Here is a 23,572-nt window from a genome sequence, read left to right as displayed (position 1 = left end):
GTCAAGGAAAATCCACATATTATTATGAATGGAAATGCTTTGACGAAAAAATAGGCATGGCCTAAGAATCTCCGGCTTCTACAAGCCGGAGAGGTTCAAGTAAAGCAAAACATTTCAATGGTGTTTTTAAAACATTAAAAAAAAGAAAAATTGATAGTAAAGATACTATCAATTAGGTCTGTCAGTATTGAACTTGTCGCTTGATTTAATTCCAACAAGTGATGCGAATACTGAAAGAATGCATGCTATTGTACATATCAGACAGATTATTTGAGATGCCTGTACAATCATGCCTGCATATTGCGGAGCCAGTTCCAGGCTGCCCATTACCCAGGCAAAGACAAGTGTTAGAAGTCCTAAGCTCATGGTCTGGCCTATTGTCCTCATTGTTGCTTGTGAAGCTGATGCGGTTGGAGCATCTTTCGGAGGAACTGAACTCATGATTGCATTCATGTTTGGACTTGAGAACAGTCCCATTCCAATACCCTGTAGAATCATTGCCAATACAACAACATAAAGCGGTGTGTCACCGGTCAGGAATGTTAGAATTGCCAGTGCAACTGCAGCAATTCCGATACCAATGGCTGCAAGCTTTTGAGGATGTATTCTGTCTGAAAGTTTTCCTGCATTAGGCGCCATTATTGCCATGATGATCGGTGTGATGATAAGTATCATTCCGGACATCTGAGCATTCCAGCCCCTTACATATTGGAAATGATAGTTCAGGATTGTTGTAACCACCATTATTGCAAGGTAACTGCATAATGCTGCAATATTGGATGATGTGAACTTCTTGTTTTTAAACAGATTCATGTTGAATACCGGAGAAGTCTGTCTTAATTCATACCATCCGAATATTATGAGTAAAATTACACCCACAACGGTCAGTATTTTTCCGTTTGTTGTAATCAGTGTTGTAAATCCGTAGATGAATGCAAGAATTCCTATGGCATATAGGACAGACCCCACCTTATCAATCTTATCTTTTTCATAGGTTTTCCACTCTTGAGGTATTTTCAAAATCATTAAGATGATACACAATACCAAAAATGGGATTACGAAGTAAAACATTGCTCTCCATCCGAGATTATGTACCAGAAATCCGCAGATTACCGGTGAAAGTGATGTTGCAAGATACACTCCGGTCACTGTAAATCCAAGTGCTTTTCCTCTGTTTTGAGGTTTGACTGCCTGAACCACCATTGCCATTGCGGAAACGTTCAGAAATGCAACTCCTGCACCCTGTATAATCCTGAATACTAAAAATGATTCTGTTGAAAATGCAAGGCATGCACCGATTGATCCTAATAAAAAGACGACAATCCCTGCCATCAGTGATTTTTTAACTCCGAATTTTCCTGAAATTTGTCCTGCGGGAACTGTAAATACTGCCACCACCAGGAAAAATATTGTCGGCACCCAGTTTTGAATAACATTATTCATTGCAAAGTCCTGTGCAATAGCCGGAACGCCGATTATTATACCATTTGATAAAAACACCGCAAAAAATGATGTTATAAATGATACGAATACTACATATGTTTCGAATTCTATTTTCATTGTTATCCCTCTTTAAACTTTATTATCTATATTGAAAGCATCTTTAGAGTGAACACCCACTAAAGAAGCGAAAATTGCTATTATGCATAAAATTGTACAAATAAAACAGATCAGTTGTGAACATTGAACTATCAGATTGGCATATTGTGAAGACAGAACCAAATCACCCATTATCCATGCAAAAACGAGTGTCAAAAGACCCATGCTGATGGTTTGCCCCATTGTTCTCATGGCGGATTGTGCTGCAGATGCGTTTGGGGTTTCATTAGGAGGGACTGAACTCATGATTGCATTGGTATTAGGTGTTGTAAACAATCCCATTCCGATACCCTGCAGAATCATAGCTATGACTATAAGGTATAATGGGGTGTTTGCATCTAAAAATATCAATATTGTCAATGTTATTGTGGCAATTCCCATTCCGATTGCTGCCAGTTTTTGCGGATGAATCCTATCGGACAGCTTGCCGGCATTTGGCGCTATTATTGCCATTATTATTGGTGTGATGATTAGTATCATTCCGGACATCTGTGCATTCCAGCCCCTAACGTACTGGAAGTGATAGTTCAGGATGGTTGTAATTGAAGCTATCGCAAGGTAGCTGCACAAGGCCGCAACGTTGGATGATGTGAACTTCATGTTTTTAAACAGGTTCATATTAAATGCAGGGCTATCGACTTTAAGTTCGTAGTATCCAAAAACAATTAACAGAACAGTTCCGACGATAATGGATATTGCTCCGAATTCATTCATCAGATTGGTAAATCCGTAAATGAATAATGTAATACCTATTCCATAAATGACATAACCTAAAGAATCTATCTTGCTGTCCTCGTAGGTTTTCCATTCCTGCGGTATTTTCAATATCATAAGCACAATGCAGAGCATCAGGAATGGTATGACAAAGTAAAACATTGTCCTCCAGCCGAAGTTGTGCACCAGAAATCCGCATAATACCGGTGACAGTGATCCTGCCAGATACACACCGGTCACTGTAAATCCAAGTGCTTTTCCTCTGTTTTGAGGTTTGACTGCCTGTACGACCATTGCCATTGCAGAGACATTTGAAAATGCTATTCCGATGCCCTGAAATACTCTGAATATTAAGAATGATTCAGTTGAAAAGGAAAGGCAGGCACCGATTGATGCAAGCAGATATATTGAAACTCCTGCAATCAGTGATTTTTTAACGCCATATTTTCCTGAAATCTGACCTGCAGGGAGTGTGAATATTGCAATGACAAGTGCATTCAGGGTAATGATCCAGTTTTGAAAGACATTGTTCATACCAAATTCAGCTGCGATGGCGGGAACTCCTAAAACTATGCCTGCTGAGAGGAACACTGCAAAAAATGAGGTTATGAATGCTACAAATATTACATATGTTTCGAATTCTATCTTCATTGTTTTACCTCTTATAAGCCTTCGGTCAGCTTCATTCCGTTGATTGCTATTTCCTTTATTCTTTTTTTGAGTTCGTAATCTTCATCTGTAATGCCGACTTCCTTCTCCCAATCCTTTGATATTTTTCTGATTTTAGGAACGAGTTCATCAGCCTTGGATGTGGTATTCAGCATGTATTTTCTTCGGTTTTCGGGATTCACTTCCCTTTTTATGTACCCGTCATCTTCCAGTTTTTTAAGTGATTTTGCAACTGTTGCCTTGCTCTGGCCGAACATGTTGACCAAATCGTCCTGGGAGATGCCAGGATTGTCAAAGATTGCCATTATATATCTCATCTCATGGCCAAGATTCATGTCCTTGATGTGTGAATTCAAATATTTCATCTGATTTTTTGAGATATTGTTAATCCAGGCAACAAAGGGGGAGTTGTCCCATATTCCCTGAAAATTGTCTTTACTATTCATGATTAAAAATAAGTTTAAAAGAATATATAAATGTTTCTTTTGAAACAGTTAAAAAGTAAACAATTATAAAATTTCAAAATAATATAAGTTTAAACAGTTTATCTAAATCTTTTTTTTCATCCTCTTTCCATCTCTCAGGCATCATCATGAGCAGTTCGGAATAATCTTGTTCTGTCAGATAATGCACCAAAACCTTCTGAGCTTTTTGTTAAATATCATTTACTTAATGGTGCTGGGAAAATAATTTAAAGTACAGGATATATATAGTATATCAATGAAATAATTGAGGAATATATATGGTTAAAATGGAAATCGAATTTACTGATGAACAGTTTGAAAAGGTAAAGCACTTAGAATCACATAACGTTAGTGTCGGCGAAGCCATTGACATGCTTTTTGAAGCTAAAGAAAAAACCTTTTCTGAATTGGAATCCATCGATAAAGAAATGACTATGCTTGGGAAAGTTAAGGACTCTACTTTGGATATTGATTCAAAAGCAGAAAATCTGGAAGAAAATTATGGGGAAGCAGAAAAGACTTTTGACCAGGAAGTTCTGGAATATAAACCACGCCTAAGCTGGGCTAAAGATGTCTTCAAATTCTAATTTCTCTTCTTTCTTTTTTCATGTATTAATTGAAAATACCGACGAGCATTTTAATATTTAAATGAAAATTCTATTAAATTATTAGAGCTAACATTAATATAATGAATGCTTTGTTTTTAAAATTAAATTTGTAATGCGTTCATCTATCTGTTTAACTGAAAATATTTCACAAAAAAATCTATTGTAGATTTTTTTCGGCAAAATTGAGATGGTGATGAAATCCATTTAATGAACTCTAAAGAAAAATCAAACTCATACAGACTTTTATATATCACAAACACAATCAATTGCCCTGCAGTGAAATTCCTGTCGGTAAAATGGTTTGTATAAATGGAATAAAAGGACATTGTCTTTAAAAAATATGATCTTTTAATTTTTTCTGAAAGCATAAAGGGTTGAGAAAGATTTGCAAAAAACTTAATAGATTTCAAGCATAGATATATGGTTGGTGAACATATGTCTTTTAGTTTGGAAAGCATCGGAATGGAACAAGGAGCTAGGTATGAAGCTATTTTCACTACCATGGATAGTGCAGGTGAGGTAAATGCAGCTCCAATGGGAGTAAAATGCATAAATGATTATGACATTGCCGCACGAATTTTTGAAGGAAGCAAAACCCTTGAAAACATCAGGCAAACAAAGATGTTTGTTGTAAACATCACTCTCAGTCCCCAAATATATGCCGATGCATTGTATGGAAATATGGATAATCTTGATTTTGTAATTGATGATGACATTACATATCTAAAGAATGCGGATGCATACTTCATTTGTCTGGTAAAGTCAATTGAAGATCTTCCAGCCGAAAAGGATCATGTCAATGATGGTGCAAAAAGCTATATGGTAGTGGCTGAAAACATCAAAATCACAATAAACAAAAAGGGTGCACGGGCACTTAACAGAGGATTATGCTCATTTTTGGAATCATTGATTGACTACAACCGTTTGGATATTGTTGATGATGCAAAAAGGGAAGAATACAAAAATCGCTTTTTGGAAAATGAACGGGTTGTCCAAAGAGTAGCCGAAAAGGACGTCAAGCAGTCCATGGCTATTCTAAGGCAAAAGATGACTGAAAAGGGATTGGATATATAGGTGATATCATGAGTGATAAGGAAAAAGTAATCGAAGCATTTAAAAATTCAGAAGAACCTTTAAACGCCAAAAAAGTCAGTGAACTATCTGGCGTTGAGAAAAAGGAAGTGGACAAAATCATGAATGAATTGAAAAAGGATGAAACAATTGTTTCTCCAAAAAGATGTTATTGGACTCTAGCAGACAAATAATATCTTTATTTTCTTTTTTTTGATTATACTCATTTTTTATATTTTTTTAAATTTTCAGCTATCCATTATAATTTTATATTTTGAAATCTAATTATATACTAATAGAGGTTAAAATATGGATTATGATGTTATTTATATTGGAAGTGGAAATGCCGCCTGGCAAGGCGGACGATTTTTAAGAAAAGCAGGCCTTAAAGTACTCATTATTGAGGAAAGCCTATACGGAGGAGCATGTGCAAATAGAGGATGCAATTCCAAGGCGCTCCTGGACGCTCCATATGAAATCAAGGCATTGGCGGATAATTTTGAAGGCGTCGGTAAATCAGGCGACTTTGACGTCAACTGGTCTGATTTGATGAAATACAAAAGAAAAAGAATCGCAGGAATGTCAATATTTCTGGACGGCAAATTCGATGAATACGACCTTGATGTGGCACATGGAAAGGGTGTTATCCTTGATGAGCACACAGTCCAGGTGGCTGACAGGAAATTCACTACAGATAAAATCGTAATATGCACAGGTCTCAAGCCGGTCATCCCAGACATCAAGGGAAAGGAATATCTTCATGACAGCACAGACTTTTTGGACATTGAAGAGCTTCCGAAACATGCAGTCATCATAGGTGCAGGATTTGTGGGAATGGAATTCGCATCAATACTTGCAGAGGCAGGTCACGAAGCCGATGTCATTATCCGTGGAAACATGGCCTTGAAATACTTCCACCAACCATATGTACAGAATGTCATTGAAATTCTAAAAGAGAAAGGGATACGTTTCCATTTTAACCGAACAGTAAAAGAAGTCATAAGCAACGTAGAAATAGATAATCCTGAAGACAGGGTTTCAAATGTCACATCAGCCCAAAATTCAGATGAATTTTTAAGAGATCCTGAAGCGAAAATAGATAACAGAGCATATGAAAACGGATTTACAGTCAACCTTGATGATGGACAAAGCATTACAGGGGATTATGTAATAGCTGCAATGGGAAGAACCGCCAATGTGGAGGACATAGGCCTTGAAAATGTCGGTCTGACATACACAAACAAGGGAATCAAGGTCAACGGACACCTGCAAACCGAAGTGCCTAACATATATGCTTCAGGCGATGTAGCAGACACAGGCATTGCAAAGCTTGTAACCGTAGCAATACACCACTCAAAATATCTTGCAAAAGAGCTTTTGGGAGAAGCCGACGAGATAACCTATCCTGTGGTTCCTGCAGTTGCATATACCATTCCAAGAATTGCGACAGTGGGAGTGCCTGCATATATAGGTGATGAAAGCGATGAATATGATGTTCACACCATAAGATACGGTCAGGCATATTCACTTGAGCTTAAAAACGACAGGACAGCTGAGGCAAAAGTGATTGTGGATAAGGATCTCCAGATTGTAGGCGCTGAGATATATGCTGCAGATGCCGAAAACGTTGCAAATATGTTCGCATTCATCATCAACAAGAAAATAACCCTTGAAGAATTGGATGAAATGATATACGCATTCCCGTCAAGCAGCTCAGTCTGTCTGTACAAATTGCACAATATCCATTATAAATTCTAATCAAAAATCTTAAACATTTCTCACTATTGCATAAACAATTGGAGAGTTGCTGATTAGAAAAACTTTATATATTAAAATGTCTAATAATACATGTAACATTGATTGTTAATTTGAAATATTTTCAGTATTTCATTTAATTCATGTTTATAAATTATTCAGAGGTGAAAAAATGAAATTTAACAAAAAGTTAATTGCATTATTAGCAATATTTTGTGTTGTTATTTCAGCAGGTCTCGTATGTGCTGAAGATGCTGCGCCTAGTGATAATGGCGATGCCGGTGCTGAAACCACTGTAAACGGCGATACTGGCGCAGACACCGCCGACACAGGTAATGATGCAGGCAATGCTGGCACTACAGATGCTCCAGTTCAGGATGCAACTTCAAATGAAACAGCAAATGCTACAATTGCCACTTCCAATGAAACTGATACCAATACTACTGGAAATGCAACCGGAAATACAACAAATAACGCTACTGGAAATGCAACCAATTCAACTTCACTTCCAAAAGCGATTCAAAATTTTGTAACCGGTAACCCAATCTTAGTATTAGCATTTGTAATTATAGTAGGTGCTGGAACATATTTCTATAAAAGAGAATAGGCTTTGATTTTTAGCCTTACTTTTTTATTTTTTTTTATCTTTTTTTAAATTATTTATCAAAATTTATATCTTATTAAATTCAATAGTTCAAACAATGATTAAACGAGACTATCTGATAATTCTAATTCTACTGATTGTTATTCTTGCATGCTGCATAGCCATTTTTAATTCAACTTCAATAAATGGCAACAACGCAGAAGGTATCTCATATGAGGTACTGGCCAATGATACAGTTAATGATAAGGGCAGCGTCAGGGTGATTAGAAATATTGGAAATCCCGATTCCCAGAAAATAGCTTATGTGGTCGGAGTTCATCCGCTAGAAAACGAAACCCACAAAACACTGCTCAAGTTACTTCCGTCATTAACTGACCTCAACCACTGCTATGACATATACATCATCAATGTGACTGAGGATATAGGTCATTATGGTGATGGATCATCTGACAACAGTCCCGGAAGGCAAAACGGGCAGAATCTGGCATTGAAATATGTATATCCTGAAATAGCTGACGGAGACTATGAAATGGCAATTGACGTTCATTCAAATGTCGGCGCATATCCATATAAGACATTCGTCTTCAGCCCAGTTAAGGAATCAACGGGCAGTGAGTATGCAAGGGATATAGCCGGTGAATGTGAAAACATTTCATATTATGTGCCGGATTCCACAACAAGCGGACCTTACCTTACAATACCGTTGAATAAAAATGGCGTGCCTGCATTCTACTTTGAGGAATACAGCTTCGCATCTCAAAGCGAAAAGGACATGCACATGATGGAACTGATAAATGCAGTGGACAACTTGGACTTTTAAGGAGTGATATTATCAAATCGTATTATGAATGTGGACCCTGCATCTTAAGGCAGGTAAAGGAAGTCATTGATTTGTCGACAAACGACGAGAATTTGAAATTTGAACTGATGCAGAACTGCATGATTCACATGGCTGAAAACTTCAACAAAAACTCACAGCCGAATAAGATTGCAACCGAGGTCAACCAATACATCAAACAAAAAACACAATGTGTGAATCCATATTCAAAACAGAAAGAAATGAGCAATGAAATTGCACTCTCCATGATAGATAATGTACAGGAGATTTTAAAAACCAACGATAGCCTGGAAACTTATGTTAAAGTTGCAATTGTAGGTAATATTCTTGATTTTGGACCATATAGCATCAGCACAGATTTCAAAACCCTGATAAAAGATAACCTGAATAGAGAATTGAGCATCAACGACACTGATGAGTTTGAAAGGGCTTTGGATTTTCATGATGATGTCCTGTATCTGGCAGACAATTCCGGTGAAATAGTATTCGACAGATTACTGATAGAAAAGATTCTTGACTATGACGTTAATGTCACTGTGGCAGTTAAAAGCTCTCCAATTGTTAATGATGCATGTACAAAAGAAGCTGTTGAGGCAGGTTTGCATGAATTTGGCGAAATCATTACCGTCGGAAGCGATTCAGGAGGAATTGTAGAAGAAATGTTTTCCCCTGAGTTTAGAAAAGTATTTGATGAAAGCAGTTTAATAGTTTCTAAAGGATTGGCAAATTATGAGGGGCTGACTGAAATGGATTTGGCTGGAAAGGATGTATTTGCGCTTCTCTGCACCAAATGCAATCTGATTTCCAAAAATCTGTCGGTGGATATAAATTCATTAATTTTAAAAAAAATATAAGTATGGATTCAAATAATTAAATTACTTCAAATCCAAGTAGATTTATTTTGTTTGAAATCAGTTTAGGGTCATCATCTATTTCTTCGGACAGTTTTGTTGTAATGTATTTTTTGTTGTCATCTGCAAATACAGTAGCTATAGTCAAATCGTCATTGTCCATTAAAACAGCCGCAAGGAAGTTTGCTCCACTGGAAATGCCAATTCCCAAACCGAATTCCTTAGCTATTCTTTTTGACATGTTTATTGCATCACAGTCATGAATCAAGACAATGTCATCAATCAGATCCTTATCAACGATTCCCGGAATAAAGTCATCTCCGATACCTTCAATCATATGGCTTCCCTCTTCCATGCCCATTTTAAGGATTGATAATGTTGATGGTTCAAGTGCAAATATTTTGGAATCAGGATTGTTGTCTTTTAATCTTTTTCCGATTCCCATCAATGTTCCTCCGGTACCGATTCCGGATACAAATGCGTTTACGTCAGGAACTGCATCTATGATTTCCTGGCCGGTTGTTTTATATTGTGCTTCAACGTTTAATGGATTGTCAAATTGGAGTGGTCTGAATGCATTGGTTTTGAGTGCAAATTCTTCTGCAAGTTTTAAAGCACCTTTGAATCCTCCTTCTTCCTTGGATACGAGATGAACGTGCGCTCCGTACATCTGAAGGATTTTTCTTCTCTCAAGGGATACCCAGTCCGGCATGAATATATGGACCTCATGGCCTAAAAGAGCTCCAAAAGCGCTGAAGGCAATGCCTGTGTTTCCGCTTGTAACTTCCACAATGGACTGGCCGTCAGCCAAATTGCCGTTTTCTTTTTCCTTTAGGAGAATATATAGGGCTATCCTATCTTTAATACTTCCTGAATAATTGTAATATTCAAGTTTGGTATATATGCTGCCTTGCTTTCCTTCATACTCATAATCGATTTTAATCATTGGGGTATTCCCAACTAAATTTTCCACATTCATAACATTCAATCCAAAAAATCTAACATTGTTATTTATGTTCGTCTTTTATAAAATATTTTTTTATATTCCAAGATTGCAAATAGAAATTTTTTCTAAATTCAGTTCATTGTTTCGACCATTGGTAAGCTATTCTTGGCGAACCGTCTCTGACATATACTGTTCCGCATTTTTCAAAGCCGTTCTTTTCAATCTGCCTTTGCATAACCGTGTTGCTTTTGTGTGTGTCTATCCTGATGTTGTCTGAAATACTTTTGCAGTATGCTATTGCGCATTTGAATATTCCATGACACTTCCCGTCACTTGCAATCCTATGCACGGTAACATAAGGACATTCGTTAAGCCATTTGCCGTCTTCTATGTACTGGTATGTTGGTTCATCACCGCTGAACAGTGCAAAAACTCCATGGGGTTTATTGTCTTTACATATTACATGACAAATTTCATTTTCAATATCATCTATGATTAGTTCTTTTGATGGATAGGAACGGCCCCACTGATTGGGATTTCCGGACTCTATCATGAAATCCTGAGCCATTGAATATATTTTCATGATGTCATCCAAATCTTTTGGCTTTGCTTTTCTTACATGCATTATGTATTCTCCGGAGATATTTACAGTTATATTTTTTTAGCTATATTATTAAATATTTGCTTTAACAGAAATATCTATTGTAAATATGATTTAAAAGGAAAAAGACTTGTTTAATGGGCAATGGTGAAAAAATGGAGGATAAACAGTTTGAATTGATTGAAGAGCCGGAATTGTTTAAAAATGCAAGAAATCCTCAGGGTGAACTGGGTGATGAACTTCTGGATTGGATGGCGAAAAACCATGAAAACCTTGCAAAATGGGGTGTGAGCCACCTGAATGTCACTGAAGATGATTTCATTCTTGATATTGGTTGCGGCGGCGGTGTCAATGTTGAAAGATTTCTCAAAATGAGCTGCGCTAAAGTTTGCGGCCTTGATTATTCTGCCCTTGCAGTCAAAAGATCTGTTCAGCTGAATCAAAAAGCTATTGATGAAGGGAGATGTGAAATCCTCCAGGGGTCAGTAAGTGACTTGCCATATGAAGATAATAGTTTTGATATTGTCACTGCTTTTGAAACCATCTATTTCTGGCCCGATATTGCAGACGACTTAAAAGAGGTCAGTAGGGTTTTGGATGATGACGGCATTTTCTTTATATGCAATGAGGCAGTTCCGAAAAAGGATGATGAACGTCAAAGGGAACTCATTGAATTGTTGGATATGAATATATATTCTGGCGATGAATTGGAGGAATATTTGCGCCAAGCAGGTTTTAGTGATGTTTTGTGCATCTTAAAAGAGGGTCCTGACAGTGTTACCGGAAAGATTATCACTTGGCTGTGTGTTATAGCTCAAAAATAGAAATTTTTCATATTAATTCTCATTAAGGTTATATGCATCATATGCTGAAAAAATTCTTAATATAATTCCGACTACGGTTTGTAAAAATGGTATTTGTGTAAACAGGAGTGCAAACCATATGACAATAAAACCTATTAAAAATTTCAAACCTCTTCCAAAATCTCCTTTAATCATCTGTCCAAGGCCGGGTACAAGAAATGAACATGCTGCTTTAATTAAATTGTCTGAATCCATATTAGTCCTCCATTAAGATAACTTTATATTGATTATATTTTTGTTTAGATTACTATTTATATATTCCTTGTTCATATTTTCTAATTGACAAACTAGAGATTTCTAACCTGTCTGAATAGGCACGTTTATATATCATGAATTGAATAATATACCTAACGAACGGTAGGTTGGATTATGAGCACCAAAGAAAAAATTTTTGATGTATCTCTGGATTTGTTTTCAAGGAAAGGATATGATTCAGTTTCACTAAGAGAAATTGCAGAAGAGGTTGGAATTAAAAAAAGTTCAATATATAGCCATTATCCATCAAAAGAAGCGATACTGATGGACATATTTGAGTATTTTCAAGACCTTTTTGAATATGACGAATTATTGAATAGTGAAGAGCTGCTATTGGAATCAGACAATAATATATTGCTTGAAAATCCTGAGATGTTCTATCACATGGGTTCTGAAGCCATAAAGGGCATGTTTTCAGAAGAGAGAAACCTGAAAATCTGGAAACTGATATTTATTCAAATGAATTATAACGAATACATTAGGGCGTTTTTCCAAAATGAAATACTTGTTAAACCATTGCTTTTCTGGAATGGCTTTTTCACTATTTTAAAGGAAAATGGAATAATACGTCCTGACTGCAATCCAAAACTGCTGGCCAAGGAATATTACAGCTTTCCGATATACCTGCTTTTGGAAATGTGTGCAAAATATGACGATATTCCAAAAAGCTATCTGGACAATTTCTTTAATGAAGCCGAAGAGCATGCAAAATTTCTGCTCGATTGCGTAAAGGTGAGATAAATGGATGACACATTCAATATTCAGGAATATCTTGCAAATGGTGTGGAATTGATCATAAAGGATGCGCTGAAAGCCACATTTAAAAATCCAAAGGAAAGTTTATTTCTCCTTAAATTCTCAAAAAATGCCAAAAAAGCAACCGAAATCAGGAAAAGATATGAAAAAAACGGCCAAAACATTCCTGTATTTTTAATAGCAAGCATTACAAGCAGCTGTAATCTGCATTGCACAGGCTGCTATTCACGGGCAAATAACTCATGCAGTGATGAAATCCCCTCAAACCAGCTTTCGGCAGATGAATGGGAAAACATTTTCACACAGGCAAAGGACATTGGAATAAGTTTCATTGTTCTTGCAGGAGGAGAGCCGATGATTAGGGATGATGTCATAGCCAAGGCAAGTGAATTCAGCGAAATTTTATTCCCCCTATTTACAAATGGAACTATGCTGAATGATGAATATGTGAAATTATTTGATGAAAACAGAAATCTGGTACCGATCTTTTCCATTGAAGGTGATGAGGAAATTACGGATTCAAGACGTGGCAAGGGAGTTTACCGGCAGTTGGTAAATTCAATGGAGATAATGAAGAAAAAGAATATTATCTTTGGAGCTTCACTAACCTTCACAAAAGGAAATATGTCTCTACTGGTTTCAGATGAATACATAAACAAACTGCATGATTTAGGCTGTAAGGTGGTGTTTTTCATTGAATATGTTCCTCTCAACAAACAGACAGCCGACATGGCGCCAACTGACAGGGAAAGGGATATGTTATTCAGTGAAATCGACCGTCTGCGCAGTGAATATGATGACATGCTGTTCATGTCATTTCCGGGTGATGAAAAGACCTCTGGAGGATGTCTGGCAGCGGGAAGAGGATTTTTCCATATCAACTCACATGGCGGTGCCGAACCGTGCCCGGCTTCACCTTTCTCTGATGTCAATGTAAAGGACACTTCCCTTCTTGAAGCGTTGGATTCAAACCTCTTCAAATCACTGAGGGATGAAGGAATCCTGATGGATGACCATGAAGGAGGATGCGTTTTGTTTGAACATGAGGAGGATGTGGCAAGAATACTCAATAGAGTTGACTAAAGGCCATTGGCTGATGGTGTTTCTATTGGATGGGTTCAAGTTAAAAATTTCATATTAAATAATGAATAATTGGATGAAAATGTAACATATTTGATAATAATATACATTTTTGTTCTACAAAGTTTTATATAATACATTTGATAGACTATTAATGCGGTTCTTTATCTGATAAAATAAATAAGTTTAGGTAGAAAAAAATGAATGATGCAACAAAAATATTAACAATTCAGGATATATCATGCTTCGGTCAGTGTTCCATAACAGTTGCACTGCCTGTGGTTTCAGCATTTGGAATAGAAACTGCAATTCTTCCTTCAGCAGTTCTCTCAACTCATACTTCCGGGTTCACTGATTTTACTGTTAGGGACTTAACAGAGGACCTTCCTGAAATCAGAAAACACTGGGAAAGAGAAGGAATAGATTTTGATGCAATATATACTGGATTTATAGCTTCAATAGAGCAATTGGATTATATTAAGGATATTATAGATTCAAGATTAAAACCTGAAGGGCTTGTGTTTGTCGACCCTGCTATGGCAGATCATGGTGAATTCTACAATGGATTTGACCAGGAATTTGCAGATAAAATGGGAGAACTTTGCAAATTGGGCGATTATATACTTCCAAACACAACAGAAGCCTGCTATATATTACACAAACCTTGGAAAGAGGAATTCACAAAAGAGGAAATGCTCGAAATGGCAAGGGAACTTTCCGATTTTACCAAAAGATATGTAATCCTGAAAGGCGATACACACAAGGAAAACAAGCTTGGAATGATTGTTTTGGACAAACAGGAAAATATCTGTGAAATCGTATATAACGAAAGAATAAATTATGTATCTCACGGAACCGGAGATGTATTCGCTTCAGCTTTTGTCGGATCAATTATGGTTGGCAAAACACCTACAGCAGCTGCAAAGGTTGCCGGTGAATTTACCAAAAAGGCAATTGAAAAGACAATCGGTGATGAAAATCACTGGTATGGAGTCAAATTCGAACAGGCAATTCCCGAGTTATACGACCTGCTTGACTCAATCTAGTTTGTACCTCTTAATGTGGTACAAATACCACTCTTTTTTTATTTAATTTAATTAATTTTAGGGTCAATTTAAATCAATGTCTTCGCATTGCAATGCATTATTTTAATCGACTTTTACATTAACATTAACGATGCCCTTTTTCAATTTCTATTTGATTTGGTAATGTATATCAGACAGTTCACTTTAACTTTTTTTCACTGATTATGCCGGCAATGTCAATAATATTATAGATTTGATTTCATGGTTTCGATCTGTTCGTCACGGCTTTTCAGTTTGAGGGTAAACAAGAAAGCTACAAATGCAACAAGCGCAGCTAAAAACAGGCTGACCTTATAACCCATAATTCCGATAAATGATGCAATAATTCCTCCGATGAGAGCTCCGCCAATAAGCTGACCTGCACTTGACAGCATATTTACAATGGCCTGCCCGGCTCCCCTTTCATTAGGTTTTGCTTCACATAATACAATATATCTTAAAGGAGCACCTATGATTGTTACAAGACCTACACCGACCATACATCCGGCAATAATGAACAATATGAAATTGTTCGGAAATATTGCAATGGCAATCAGGCCGACTGTCAGTATCAATGTTCCTGCAGCCATAATCTTACGTGAACCGACGGAATCGAGAATTTTACCAAGTACTGGTGCTGCAACTGCATTGGCTCCCAAAATTGGAATAAGCATCAGGCTTGCATACTTGTCATTCAAACCCATTGAAAGGATTACTAAAGATGGAATGAATATTGCTGATGAATAGATTATTCCGTAGCATAATGTTTCAACACATGCAATGCTGATTTCTGTGTTTTTAAGCATATGTATGGGTACGATGGACTCTTCTGCCCTTTTTTCTATTTTATAAAATATAGGAATTAAAATGATGAACATTATCAGGAAGGGAGCTACATTGACGGACATGAGGCTTTTAATGAAATTGCTTGAATCAATCTGATTGAGACCGTATGCCAGCAATATTGCAAGCAGACTCAATATTATGATTCCAGGATAATCAATTTTCATCTTTCTTTTGTTTTCAAAATCAGGAAGAATGTAGAATGCAAACAGGATTATGAAAATGCTTATAGGTATATTGATTGTAAAACACCAGTTCCAGCCATATGGAATTAATGCCGCACCAACCAATGGCCCGCCAATAGCTGAAATTCCAAATACGCTTCCAAGAATACCCAGTGCCTTTCCACGCTCTTCAATAGGAAATGCATCTCCAATGAATGCTCCTCCTACCGGAAATATTCCTCCACAGCCGAAGCCCTGAACAATCCTTCCAAGAAATATCAGGGAGATATTTGCTGAAAATGCAATAAGGCATGATCCTATTCCGAATAAAACCACATCCATAATAAAAATCTTTTTTCTGCCGTAAAAGTCTGAAAATTTGGCCATTACAGGTGATCCGATCATGAACGCAATTACAAATAGGGTAAATATCCAGCTTGATTCCCTGCTTGTCAGATTAAATGTCTGTTCGATTGACGGCAGCACGGGGCCTATTATTCCTGTATCCAGGGAGCCCATGAACACTCCTATTAAAAAAAGCACAAGTATCAAATTTCTGGTTTTCGTATCTAAAGTTCTTTCCTGCATGCTATTACCATATATTCTTGAAAATATTCAATTCAAAATTAGAATATCTTTACAATTATCATGTTTAAATATAATTTGTGTATTATATAATACTTTTGTAGAAATAGATTGTATTATATTCAGGTAATGTGATAATATTGGCGAACCGCTCATATGAAAACGGGAAAGAATTAACCTGAAAACCTTGATTTCAGTCTGTCTTTAAGGGAACATTTCACTACATGGAATTCATTGCCCTTAAAGGAGATATGGTGTGATTTATACATGATGCTTGGATTTTCCAGGGTAATGTTTGAGTGGCTTTTAAAGTCAACATCCGAAAACATCTCGATGAACTTGTCGTCTTCACTAAATTCAACAGACAGCCTGAAACTAAAATCATCACTGCTTAATGGAATTTTAATAGTGAAATTATACTTGAATTTCCAGTCTATGCCCAGATAGCTTTTAATGCCTCTGTCCTCATATTTGCTTTCAACACGTTGTCCGACAAAGGTCTTTTTGGAATCTGTAACGGCTTTTATGCTGATGGATTCGTATCTGGAATTGCTTGAGAAAAATCCGTCAACCACCAGATTATTCCTTTCTGTTTTAATGTAGTCAATATGAATGTTGTGCTTGTGCAGTCTGTTTATTGCCCTGTCATTGGATTTAAGCCATGCCTTGTTCTTTTTGGGATTTGTCTCTGAGTGGAAATCCCTGTTTTTCAAGTAAATGATAAACATTTTCTCGTCATGATTGTAGTATCTGTGGTTTAGGATGATGTTTTCATCAATATGGACTAATATGTCATCCAGGCATTGCCAGAACTCATCAACCTCTTCTGCAGTATCGAAAACATTATCAAGTTCAGGAGTTTTGATGATTCCGCCCATGTCCAAAAGAACCAGATATTGAATGTAGGGGGTTACTTCGCCTTTCTTTTCAATGCACTCGTCAATGAGAAGTTTATAGTACAGCTGCATTTTCTGTGTGAAGAATCTCTTGGAAAATTTGGCAGTATCCATAATGGATGATTCTTCCTGGCGTTTTCTGTAATTGTAATGGGTTTTATTGACAACGCCATATCTGTTTTCATCTATCAGAACCCTATTCAATAGCTGGGAATCTGATCCGTTGACTAGATGGGTGTTGAATTTATAATCCTTAATCGCATCGATGTCTACAAATGATGAGGCCATACTCATTTGGGGATAGTCAAATTTTTCATCCAAGTCAATGATTCCTTCTTCTTCAAACTTGTAGTTGAGGTAATGGTCTCCTTCACGCTTGTCGAAGAATTTCAATGGCATTGAAACAACATTAACATCGGGGTGCTGTGTTAAAAAACCGTCAATGACGCTTAATGTATTTGGGGAGAGCTTGTCATCGCTGTCAAAAAAGTTTACATATTTTCCACGAACATGCTTCAGACCCAGATTACGTGCGCTTGCAACTCCTCCGTTTTCTTTGGTTAGGGCCAGTATGTTGTCAGGATACTTTTCTTCATAACTCCTGGCGATATCCGGGGATTTGTCTGTGCTTCCATCATCTACAAGAATCAGCTGAACATTATCCTTAAATCCAATGTCCTGATTGATTACAGATTCAATAGATTCTTCAAGATATTTTTCATTGTTGAAAATTGCAGTTATGATAGAATATTTAAAGTCTGCCATCTGTTTAACACCAAAAAAATTATATCGTATTATTATTTATTAAAATTTATATTTATCTTTTGTTATAGAAATTAATGCATTTTAGGAGTTTAATTTCATATATTCAAGTTGTTATTTTGTCATTATTGATAGTCCATAAATTTAATTAAGTACGGAATTCATATTTATGAATATATAGATTTGGAAAGATTGGAGTTTTTATTCATGTTCAATAAGTTATTAGATAAGAGTGAAAAGATAGCCGTTGTGGGATTGGGCTATGTAGGCTTGCCGTTAGCCAACCTGTTTTCAAAAAAATATGACGTCATAGGCTTTGACGTCAATGCCGAAAAGATTGAATTATACAGGCAGGGAATTGACGTAACATGTGAATTGGATGAAAACGAACTTACCGATTCCAGCATACATTTCACTTCAGATGAAAATGAACTTAAAAACGCATCTTTCTTTGTAGTTGCTGTTCCCACACCAATCAATGAGGAGAAAAATCCCGATTTCAAATTCGTTGTTTCAGCTTCAGAAATCATTGCCCGCAACCTTAGAAAAGGATCAATAATCGTTTATGAGTCCACAGTTTATCCGGGCGTTACTGAAGAGCTGTGCATTCCGATTCTTGAAGATATTTCAGGCCTTAAATGCGGCGCTGATTTTAAGGTCGGATACTCTCCCGAACGCATCAATCCCGGCGATAAAAACAATCCTATTGAAAATATCACCAAGATTGTGTCAGGTATGGATGAGGAGTCACTTGAAACCATTTCCAAAGTATATGATACTGTTTTAAATAATGGTGTTCATGAAGCCCCTTCAATTAAGGTGGCCGAAGCCGCAAAGATTGTTGAAAACGTTACAAGGGATGTAAACATAGCCCTTGTCAATGAGCTTGCCATGATTTTCAATAACATGGGCATCAATACCCTTGACGTCATTGAGGCTGCAGGCACAAAATGGAACTTCCAAAAATATTATCCTGGCCTTGTGGGCGGACACTGCATTGGAATAGATCCGTATTACCTGATTTTTAAAAGCAAAAAGCTCCAGTTCAATCCCAAACTTATAGAAATCAGCCGTGAGATTAATGAAAATCTCAAGGAGTTCATAGTTAAAAACATCATCTATCTGCTGGTTGAAAATGATGTTCAAATCAAGGGGTCAAACGTTCTGGTGATGGGAATCACCTTTAAGGAAAACTGCAACGACATAAGAAACAGCAAAGTGGTTGACATTCTCGATGAGCTTAAAAAACTGGGGGTTGAATTGACAGTTTATGATCCTCATGCCGATGAAAATGAAGTAAAAATGGAATATGACATATCTTTAGCAGAAAATTATGACGGCAAATATGATGCAATGCTGTTTGCAGTGGCACATGACGAATTTAAAGGCATGTCACTGGATGAAATGAGGAAATTATCCAAAAACAAGCCTATAATCATAGACCTTAAATCCATCTTCAGATTCAAAAATGAAAGTCCCGATGAAATTTCATACTGGTCTTTGTAGTGAAATTATAAAAGTTATAATAGATAAAAGTTAATAGTGATTATGTTTTCCGATGAACTATCTCAAGAAAAGTTTTCCCTTGAATATACAGACGTTGTACCGAAGGATTATGACGTCTCTGAAATCCAGTATACATTTGATTTTATTTCTCTTGTTTTGAAGGAAGACTCAACCATCGAAGATGCCGTCAGGGAGGTTTGTGGAAAATACGATTTGTCCGAAACTGATTTTCGCAATTACCTTATTGAAAACAAGTATATTCTAGGTAACGCAAATGCCGATGACTTTTCAAAACTGCTTAAAAAGTACAATACAAAAAGCCTGAAAAAGATTCTTAAGAAAAACGGCTTGAAAACCTCTGGAAAAAGGGAGCATATAGAAAAGAGAATATTTGAAAACGGCCTTATTGGTGAGAGCTATCATTTGTCTTCAAAATCCAAGGTTTTCTATAAAAACAAAAAGAGAAGAATCACTATTTTCAATGCTTATTTAACCAATTATTATTTCAGGGAATTCAATGAGTTTTATATGGACAACTATAGAAAAAAAGAGGTCAATATACCAATTGAATTCATCAACAGTCATATAAATAAGGCTATTGAAGACAAAAGCCATAGAAACTATATCTTCAACACACAGATAATGGCAGAGCATTTCTATAAAAAGGAAAATTACAAGGAAATGCTGAGATATGCCTTAAGGAGCTATTGCATGAACCTTAATCCGATATGGAAGATTGATGAGCTGAAGAATCACAGCGGACTCTCACGTGAAACATATGACCAGATGCTATTCCTGCAAAAGAAATTAGGCAAAAACAGAGTCATCTCCACATATTACGTGATTTGGGATTCATTTGTCTTTGAAAATATTATTGTGTCAAAATATGACGGCTACAGGTGTTTGAAGGACATGCTGAATTTGAAGGATTACGAAAGGATTGTAGCGGATTTGGAAAACCGCTTTTATGAAAATGACGATTTGAAGATTAAGAAAATTACACAAAAAACATTATTTGACTTTTAAGGGTTGATATTATGAATATTTTAATATCCAATGATGACGGTGTGTTTGCACCTGGAATACTTGCCGCAAAACAGGCGGTTGAAGACTTGGCCAATGTTACTGTTGTGGCGCCTGATGAAAATAACAGCAGCGTGGGGCGCAGAATATCATTGTTCAAACATTTGAAGCTGGAATCATGCAAACTTGAAGACGGAAGTCAGGCCTATAGTGTTTCAGGAAGTCCTGCGGATGCAGTTATTGTAGGTGCAAACTATGTAATGGACGAAAAACCCGACTTGGTAATAACAGGAATAAACCAGGGCGTCAACATTAGCTGTGACATTACATCATCAGGAACTGTCTGTGCCGCTTTTGAAGCCGTTAGCCTTGGCATCCCTGCAATTGCAGCCTCTCTTTTCATTGATCCCAAAACTGCATATAAACAGGATGAAAACGGCGAATGGTACATTGATTATGATTTCACATTGGCAAAGCAGGTTTTGCATGACCTTGTTTTTAAAATTAAAAATCAGGGATTTCCGAAGGATGTCGACCTGTTTAACCTGAACGTTCCCACCAACTATAAATCACCGGAGGTCAAAATCACCCGTTTGGCAGATAAGATGCTTTCAAAACGTGTCATTGATAATGCTAATGAGGAGAAAAAAGAGATATTTTTCTATCCTCTGGATGAAAATCAAAGCAGTGATGACCTGATTATGATAACATCAGACCTTGTAAAGGAATATGGAGAAGGCACTGACGGATATGCATTGCTTGTTGATAAATGTCCGAGTCTGACACCATTGAATGTCAATATGACCTACCCTGAATTGAAGGACTGGTAAAACTCATCAGAGGTTTAAATTAAAAACATATAGGTATTTTCAATGTCAAGAAGATTTGCAGTAATCGATACGGAAACGAATTGGAACAATGAGGTAATGTCAATTGGAGTTCTGATTGCAAAATGCAGAAATTTCGAAAAGACTGATTCCCGCTATTACATTCTGCCGCAGGAAGAAAAGGTAGGAGGAATGTATTCCAGAAGCATGAGGCAAACCACTCATGAGATTATCACAGGACGCAGAACAGAAGTGATTGATGATGTAAAAATCCTTCTCAATTCCAATGGTGTTGATGATCTGTTTGCTTACAATGCTTCCTTTGACAAGAATCATTTGCCTGAACTTTCAGATTTCTGTTGGCATGACATCATGAAGGTGGCTGCATATAAGCAGCACAATCCATCCATTCCTGACCATTTGCCATGCTGCAAAACAGGCAGGTTAAAAAGAGGATACGGCGTTGAGCCGATGCTTCAGATGTTGGGTGTCGAGGACTACTGCGAAACACACAATGCAATTGTCGATGCAAGGGATGAATTGCGGATAATGGTTAAATTGGGGTATGATATAGATTTCTATCCGGAAATCTAAATATTCAATCTGAACAGTTTTTTTGCATTTTCTGCAGTTGTCTTAATTACTTCTTCTTCTTTCAAGTCCAATTCTTCAGCTATTTTACTGATGACATAAATGATGTTAAGCGGTGTATTGGTCTCTCCCCTCTTTTCCTGAGGAGGCAAATATGGTGAATCGGTTTCTACAAGGATATGTCTTATATCAATGCTTTTTACGGTTTTTTTAGTTTTCTTGTTGTGTGTGTTTGTAACGGGTCCTCCTACACCAATATGGAATCCCAATTTGGTGAATTGAAGGGCCATTTCGGCTGAACCCTGATAGCAGTGAAGAGATCCGACAACGTCATGGTTTTTCAGCACATCAAATGTGTCCTGCATTGCCTTTCTTGAATGCACAATCACCGGCAGGTCATGATTTTCGGCCAAATCGAGCATTTTCTCAAACAGTTCAATCTGTCTTTCTTTGTTGTCATTTCCGTGATAATAGTCAAGGCCAATCTCGCCTACTGCAACCACATTATCATTGTACAGCTGTTCGTCCAGCAGGGAAATGTCTTCATCGGTTATTTTGTCTGCTAGGGTATAATAATATCCCAAAGCGGCATGGACATTATCATATTTGTCTGCAAGATTTAAGACTTCCCTATTGCTTTGCAAATCTGTGCCGTTCAATATCAGGTGAATGTCATTGTCTGCGGCTTGCATTATTATTTCCTCCGCATCTTCCATTTCACTTTTGTAAACATGACAATGTGTATCTATAATCATCAAAATCCCCACCCGGTTTTGCATTAAGTTTTTATTGCTTAGGCATCAATTATTATATAATAGCTTAAATTAAATTATACTTTTTGGTGAGGCGAATGGAAGATAAGTTTTCAAGAACAGAAATGTTGATTGGAAATGAAGGAATGGAAAAATTGAAAGCAGCAAAAGTCGCCGTTTTTGGCCTTGGCGGTGTCGGTTCATATGTCTGCGAAGGGCTTGCCAGATGCGGTGTGGGAAATTTCGTTCTGGTTGACTTCGACAAGATAGATGAAAGCAACATCAACAGACAGCTGATTGCAACGGAAAAAACAGTCGGCAGATACAAGGTCGATTTGATGAAGGAAAGAATCCTTGAAATCAATCCGGATGCAAATGTTGAAATATATAAGGAATTCTACATGGCCGATTCAGAAAATGATATCATTACAGAGGATTTGTCCTATGCCGTTGACTGCGTTGACACAATAATGGCAAAGATTGCAATAATATGCAAATGTGATGCCATAAATGTTCCTGTCATCTCTTCAATGGGAACCGGAAACAAGCTCGACCCTACAATGTTTGAGGTGGCAGATATTTACGAAACCTCCGTATGTCCTCTTGCAAGAATAATGAAAAAGGACCTCAGAAAAAGAAATATAGAAAAACTGAAGGTGGTCTATTCAAAGGAACATGCTATAAACACCAATGACTGTGAAATTAATAAGGACAGGAAATTTAAGGTAAAGGGCAGTGTTTCATTTGTGCCGTCCGTTGCGGGGCTTATACTTGCAGGCGAAGTGATAAAGGACATTGCAGGAGTTTAACTTTTTTTATTTAAAGTTTTATTTAAGAAATTTTAAGAAATATTTATAAAATTTTAAATATTTTAAAAAATATAGT

25 protein-coding genes are annotated in these 23,572 nt (G+C 36.8%); 16 read left to right on the top strand and 9 right to left on the bottom strand.

Translation table 11 applies throughout. From position 1 onward, the window contains the following. Positions 1–168: 168 nt before the first annotated feature. The 3 genes from QZU83_RS06415 to QZU83_RS06405 are packed head-to-tail and all read right to left on the bottom strand — an operon-like array spanning position 169 to position 3,428. Positions 169–1,560, bottom strand: coding sequence for an MFS transporter (locus QZU83_RS06415; RefSeq protein ID WP_295610610.1), 1,392 nt, complete (start codon positions 1,558–1,560; stop codon positions 169–171). A gap of 12 nt (positions 1,561–1,572) precedes the next feature. Further along, on the bottom strand, positions 1,573–2,964 hold the full coding sequence (locus tag QZU83_RS06410) for an MFS transporter (RefSeq protein WP_295610608.1): 1,392 nt from the start codon (positions 2,962–2,964) through the stop codon (positions 1,573–1,575). 11 nt (positions 2,965–2,975) lie between these two features. Continuing rightward, entirely contained in the window at positions 2,976–3,428 is a 453-nt protein-coding gene (locus QZU83_RS06405) for a MarR family winged helix-turn-helix transcriptional regulator (RefSeq protein WP_295610607.1), read from the bottom strand. Positions 3,429–3,724: 296 nt separating this feature from the next. Between QZU83_RS06405 and QZU83_RS06400 the strand changes: the two genes are divergently transcribed. The 7 genes from QZU83_RS06400 (at position 3,725) to QZU83_RS06370 (ending at position 9,176) form a co-directional block, all read left to right on the top strand. Continuing rightward, positions 3,725–4,033 carry a hypothetical protein gene (locus QZU83_RS06400; RefSeq protein ID WP_295610605.1) on the top strand — a complete coding sequence of 103 codons (309 nt, stop codon included), beginning with the start codon at positions 3,725–3,727 and terminating at the stop codon, positions 4,031–4,033. Between the two features lie 456 nt (positions 4,034–4,489). Next, on the top strand, positions 4,490–5,128 hold the full coding sequence (locus tag QZU83_RS06395; RefSeq protein ID WP_295610603.1) for a DUF447 domain-containing protein: 639 nt from the start codon (positions 4,490–4,492) through the stop codon (positions 5,126–5,128). An 8-nt stretch (positions 5,129–5,136) separates the two neighbouring features. Then, a complete protein-coding gene (locus QZU83_RS06390; protein ID WP_295610602.1) occupies positions 5,137–5,319 on the top strand; it encodes a MarR family transcriptional regulator in 183 nt (60 codons plus the stop codon). Positions 5,320–5,434: 115 nt separating this feature from the next. Continuing rightward, positions 5,435–6,883 (top strand): NAD(P)/FAD-dependent oxidoreductase, encoded by a 1,449-nt coding sequence (locus QZU83_RS06385; protein WP_295610600.1) that lies wholly within the window; start codon positions 5,435–5,437, stop codon positions 6,881–6,883. A gap of 169 nt (positions 6,884–7,052) precedes the next feature. After that, the gene (locus QZU83_RS06380) at positions 7,053–7,487 is read left to right on the top strand and encodes a hypothetical protein (protein WP_295610599.1); all 435 of its coding nucleotides are present in this window, start codon (positions 7,053–7,055) and stop codon (positions 7,485–7,487) included. 94 nt (positions 7,488–7,581) lie between these two features. Next, positions 7,582–8,304, top strand: a complete 723-nt coding sequence (locus tag QZU83_RS06375; RefSeq protein ID WP_295610597.1) for a hypothetical protein — start codon at positions 7,582–7,584, stop codon at positions 8,302–8,304. An 8-nt stretch (positions 8,305–8,312) separates the two neighbouring features. After that, positions 8,313–9,176: an ARMT1-like domain-containing protein gene (locus QZU83_RS06370; RefSeq protein WP_366925381.1), complete on the top strand. Its 864-nt coding sequence runs from the start codon at positions 8,313–8,315 to the stop codon at positions 9,174–9,176. Between the two features lie 16 nt (positions 9,177–9,192). Here QZU83_RS06370 and QZU83_RS06365 read toward each other — a convergent pair whose 3' ends face one another. After that, complete coding sequence (locus QZU83_RS06365) at positions 9,193–10,152, bottom strand: PLP-dependent cysteine synthase family protein (protein ID WP_295610596.1); 960 nt, start codon at positions 10,150–10,152, stop codon at positions 9,193–9,195. Between the two features lie 103 nt (positions 10,153–10,255). Next, entirely contained in the window at positions 10,256–10,744 is a 489-nt protein-coding gene (locus QZU83_RS06360) for a hypothetical protein (protein WP_295610594.1), read from the bottom strand. Between the two features lie 131 nt (positions 10,745–10,875). On the opposite strand from QZU83_RS06360, the gene QZU83_RS06355 reads away from it, so the two are divergent. Further along, entirely contained in the window at positions 10,876–11,544 is a 669-nt protein-coding gene (locus QZU83_RS06355; protein ID WP_295610593.1) for a class I SAM-dependent methyltransferase, read from the top strand. A gap of 12 nt (positions 11,545–11,556) precedes the next feature. On the opposite strand, the gene QZU83_RS06350 is transcribed toward QZU83_RS06355, so the two are convergent. Continuing rightward, positions 11,557–11,778, bottom strand: a complete 222-nt coding sequence (locus QZU83_RS06350) for a hypothetical protein (RefSeq protein WP_295610591.1) — start codon at positions 11,776–11,778, stop codon at positions 11,557–11,559. 174 nt (positions 11,779–11,952) lie between these two features. Between QZU83_RS06350 and QZU83_RS06345 the strand changes: the two genes are divergently transcribed. The 3 genes from QZU83_RS06345 (at position 11,953) to QZU83_RS06335 (ending at position 14,720) form a co-directional block, all read left to right on the top strand. Continuing rightward, a complete protein-coding gene (locus QZU83_RS06345; protein ID WP_295610590.1) occupies positions 11,953–12,579 on the top strand; it encodes a TetR/AcrR family transcriptional regulator in 627 nt (208 codons plus the stop codon). Beyond that, positions 12,580–13,677, top strand: a complete 1,098-nt coding sequence (locus tag QZU83_RS06340) for a radical SAM protein (RefSeq protein WP_295610588.1) — start codon at positions 12,580–12,582, stop codon at positions 13,675–13,677. It begins immediately after the preceding gene. Positions 13,678–13,874: 197 nt separating this feature from the next. Continuing rightward, positions 13,875–14,720 (top strand): pyridoxamine kinase, encoded by an 846-nt coding sequence (locus QZU83_RS06335; protein ID WP_295610587.1) that lies wholly within the window; start codon positions 13,875–13,877, stop codon positions 14,718–14,720. A 224-nt stretch (positions 14,721–14,944) separates the two neighbouring features. Here the strand turns inward: QZU83_RS06335 and QZU83_RS06330 are convergent, their stop codons facing one another. Beyond that, complete coding sequence (locus tag QZU83_RS06330; RefSeq protein WP_295610585.1) at positions 14,945–16,333, bottom strand: MFS transporter; 1,389 nt, start codon at positions 16,331–16,333, stop codon at positions 14,945–14,947. 170 nt (positions 16,334–16,503) lie between these two features. Then, positions 16,504–17,991: a glycosyltransferase family A protein gene (locus QZU83_RS06325; RefSeq protein WP_295610584.1), complete on the bottom strand. Its 1,488-nt coding sequence runs from the start codon at positions 17,989–17,991 to the stop codon at positions 16,504–16,506. Positions 17,992–18,195: 204 nt separating this feature from the next. Between QZU83_RS06325 and QZU83_RS06320 the strand changes: the two genes are divergently transcribed. Genes QZU83_RS06320 through QZU83_RS06305 form a run of 4 tightly spaced genes read left to right on the top strand, consistent with a single transcriptional unit; the run spans position 18,196 to position 21,938 of the window. After that, entirely contained in the window at positions 18,196–19,494 is a 1,299-nt protein-coding gene (locus tag QZU83_RS06320) for a nucleotide sugar dehydrogenase (RefSeq protein WP_295610582.1), read from the top strand. A 42-nt stretch (positions 19,495–19,536) separates the two neighbouring features. Then, on the top strand, positions 19,537–20,520 hold the full coding sequence (locus QZU83_RS06315; protein ID WP_295610581.1) for an SAP domain-containing protein: 984 nt from the start codon (positions 19,537–19,539) through the stop codon (positions 20,518–20,520). Between the two features lie 11 nt (positions 20,521–20,531). Continuing rightward, positions 20,532–21,347, top strand: a complete 816-nt coding sequence (surE, locus tag QZU83_RS06310; RefSeq protein WP_295610579.1) for a 5'/3'-nucleotidase SurE — start codon at positions 20,532–20,534, stop codon at positions 21,345–21,347. A 42-nt stretch (positions 21,348–21,389) separates the two neighbouring features. Continuing rightward, positions 21,390–21,938, top strand: coding sequence for a hypothetical protein (locus QZU83_RS06305; RefSeq protein WP_295610578.1), 549 nt, complete (start codon positions 21,390–21,392; stop codon positions 21,936–21,938). Here the strand turns inward: QZU83_RS06305 and QZU83_RS06300 are convergent. Beyond that, positions 21,935–22,690: a TatD family hydrolase gene (locus tag QZU83_RS06300; protein ID WP_295610576.1), complete on the bottom strand. Its 756-nt coding sequence runs from the start codon at positions 22,688–22,690 to the stop codon at positions 21,935–21,937. The two genes, QZU83_RS06305 and QZU83_RS06300, sit on opposite strands and share 4 nt — an antisense overlap. Positions 22,691–22,785: 95 nt before the next feature. Here QZU83_RS06300 and QZU83_RS06295 point away from each other — a divergent pair, with 95 nt between their 5' ends. Next, on the top strand, positions 22,786–23,496 hold the full coding sequence (locus QZU83_RS06295; protein ID WP_295610574.1) for a tRNA threonylcarbamoyladenosine dehydratase: 711 nt from the start codon (positions 22,786–22,788) through the stop codon (positions 23,494–23,496). Positions 23,497–23,572: the final 76 nt, after the last annotated feature.

Source organism: uncultured Methanobrevibacter sp., assembly GCF_902771435.1.
GTDB lineage: Archaea > Methanobacteriota > Methanobacteria > Methanobacteriales > Methanobacteriaceae > Methanocatella.
The sequence above is the reverse complement of the archived record's forward strand: the minus strand, read 5'-3'. Positions and strand labels throughout refer to the sequence as shown.

Coding starts and splice junctions, on each gene's coding strand:
- QZU83_RS06415 (WP_295610610.1), bottom strand. CDS start 1,560: ATGAAAATAGAATTCGAAACATATGTAGTATTCGTATCATTTATAACA.
- QZU83_RS06410 (WP_295610608.1), bottom strand. CDS start 2,964: ATGAAGATAGAATTCGAAACATATGTAATATTTGTAGCATTCATAACC.
- QZU83_RS06405 (WP_295610607.1), bottom strand. CDS start 3,428: ATGAATAGTAAAGACAATTTTCAGGGAATATGGGACAACTCCCCCTTT.
- QZU83_RS06400 (WP_295610605.1), top strand. CDS start 3,725: ATGGTTAAAATGGAAATCGAATTTACTGATGAACAGTTTGAAAAGGTA.
- QZU83_RS06395 (WP_295610603.1), top strand. CDS start 4,490: ATGTCTTTTAGTTTGGAAAGCATCGGAATGGAACAAGGAGCTAGGTAT.
- QZU83_RS06390 (WP_295610602.1), top strand. CDS start 5,137: ATGAGTGATAAGGAAAAAGTAATCGAAGCATTTAAAAATTCAGAAGAA.
- QZU83_RS06385 (WP_295610600.1), top strand. CDS start 5,435: ATGGATTATGATGTTATTTATATTGGAAGTGGAAATGCCGCCTGGCAA.
- QZU83_RS06380 (WP_295610599.1), top strand. CDS start 7,053: ATGAAATTTAACAAAAAGTTAATTGCATTATTAGCAATATTTTGTGTT.
- QZU83_RS06375 (WP_295610597.1), top strand. CDS start 7,582: ATGATTAAACGAGACTATCTGATAATTCTAATTCTACTGATTGTTATT.
- QZU83_RS06365 (WP_295610596.1), bottom strand. CDS start 10,152: ATGAATGTGGAAAATTTAGTTGGGAATACCCCAATGATTAAAATCGAT.
- QZU83_RS06360 (WP_295610594.1), bottom strand. CDS start 10,744: ATGCATGTAAGAAAAGCAAAGCCAAAAGATTTGGATGACATCATGAAA.
- QZU83_RS06355 (WP_295610593.1), top strand. CDS start 10,876: ATGGAGGATAAACAGTTTGAATTGATTGAAGAGCCGGAATTGTTTAAA.
- QZU83_RS06350 (WP_295610591.1), bottom strand. CDS start 11,778: ATGGATTCAGACAATTTAATTAAAGCAGCATGTTCATTTCTTGTACCC.
- QZU83_RS06345 (WP_295610590.1), top strand. CDS start 11,953: ATGAGCACCAAAGAAAAAATTTTTGATGTATCTCTGGATTTGTTTTCA.
- QZU83_RS06340 (WP_295610588.1), top strand. CDS start 12,580: ATGGATGACACATTCAATATTCAGGAATATCTTGCAAATGGTGTGGAA.
- QZU83_RS06335 (WP_295610587.1), top strand. CDS start 13,875: ATGAATGATGCAACAAAAATATTAACAATTCAGGATATATCATGCTTC.
- QZU83_RS06330 (WP_295610585.1), bottom strand. CDS start 16,333: ATGCAGGAAAGAACTTTAGATACGAAAACCAGAAATTTGATACTTGTG.
- QZU83_RS06325 (WP_295610584.1), bottom strand. CDS start 17,991: ATGGCAGACTTTAAATATTCTATCATAACTGCAATTTTCAACAATGAA.
- QZU83_RS06320 (WP_295610582.1), top strand. CDS start 18,196: ATGTTCAATAAGTTATTAGATAAGAGTGAAAAGATAGCCGTTGTGGGA.
- QZU83_RS06315 (WP_295610581.1), top strand. CDS start 19,537: ATGTTTTCCGATGAACTATCTCAAGAAAAGTTTTCCCTTGAATATACA.
- surE (WP_295610579.1), top strand. CDS start 20,532: ATGAATATTTTAATATCCAATGATGACGGTGTGTTTGCACCTGGAATA.
- QZU83_RS06305 (WP_295610578.1), top strand. CDS start 21,390: ATGTCAAGAAGATTTGCAGTAATCGATACGGAAACGAATTGGAACAAT.
- QZU83_RS06300 (WP_295610576.1), bottom strand. CDS start 22,690: ATGATTATAGATACACATTGTCATGTTTACAAAAGTGAAATGGAAGAT.
- QZU83_RS06295 (WP_295610574.1), top strand. CDS start 22,786: ATGGAAGATAAGTTTTCAAGAACAGAAATGTTGATTGGAAATGAAGGA.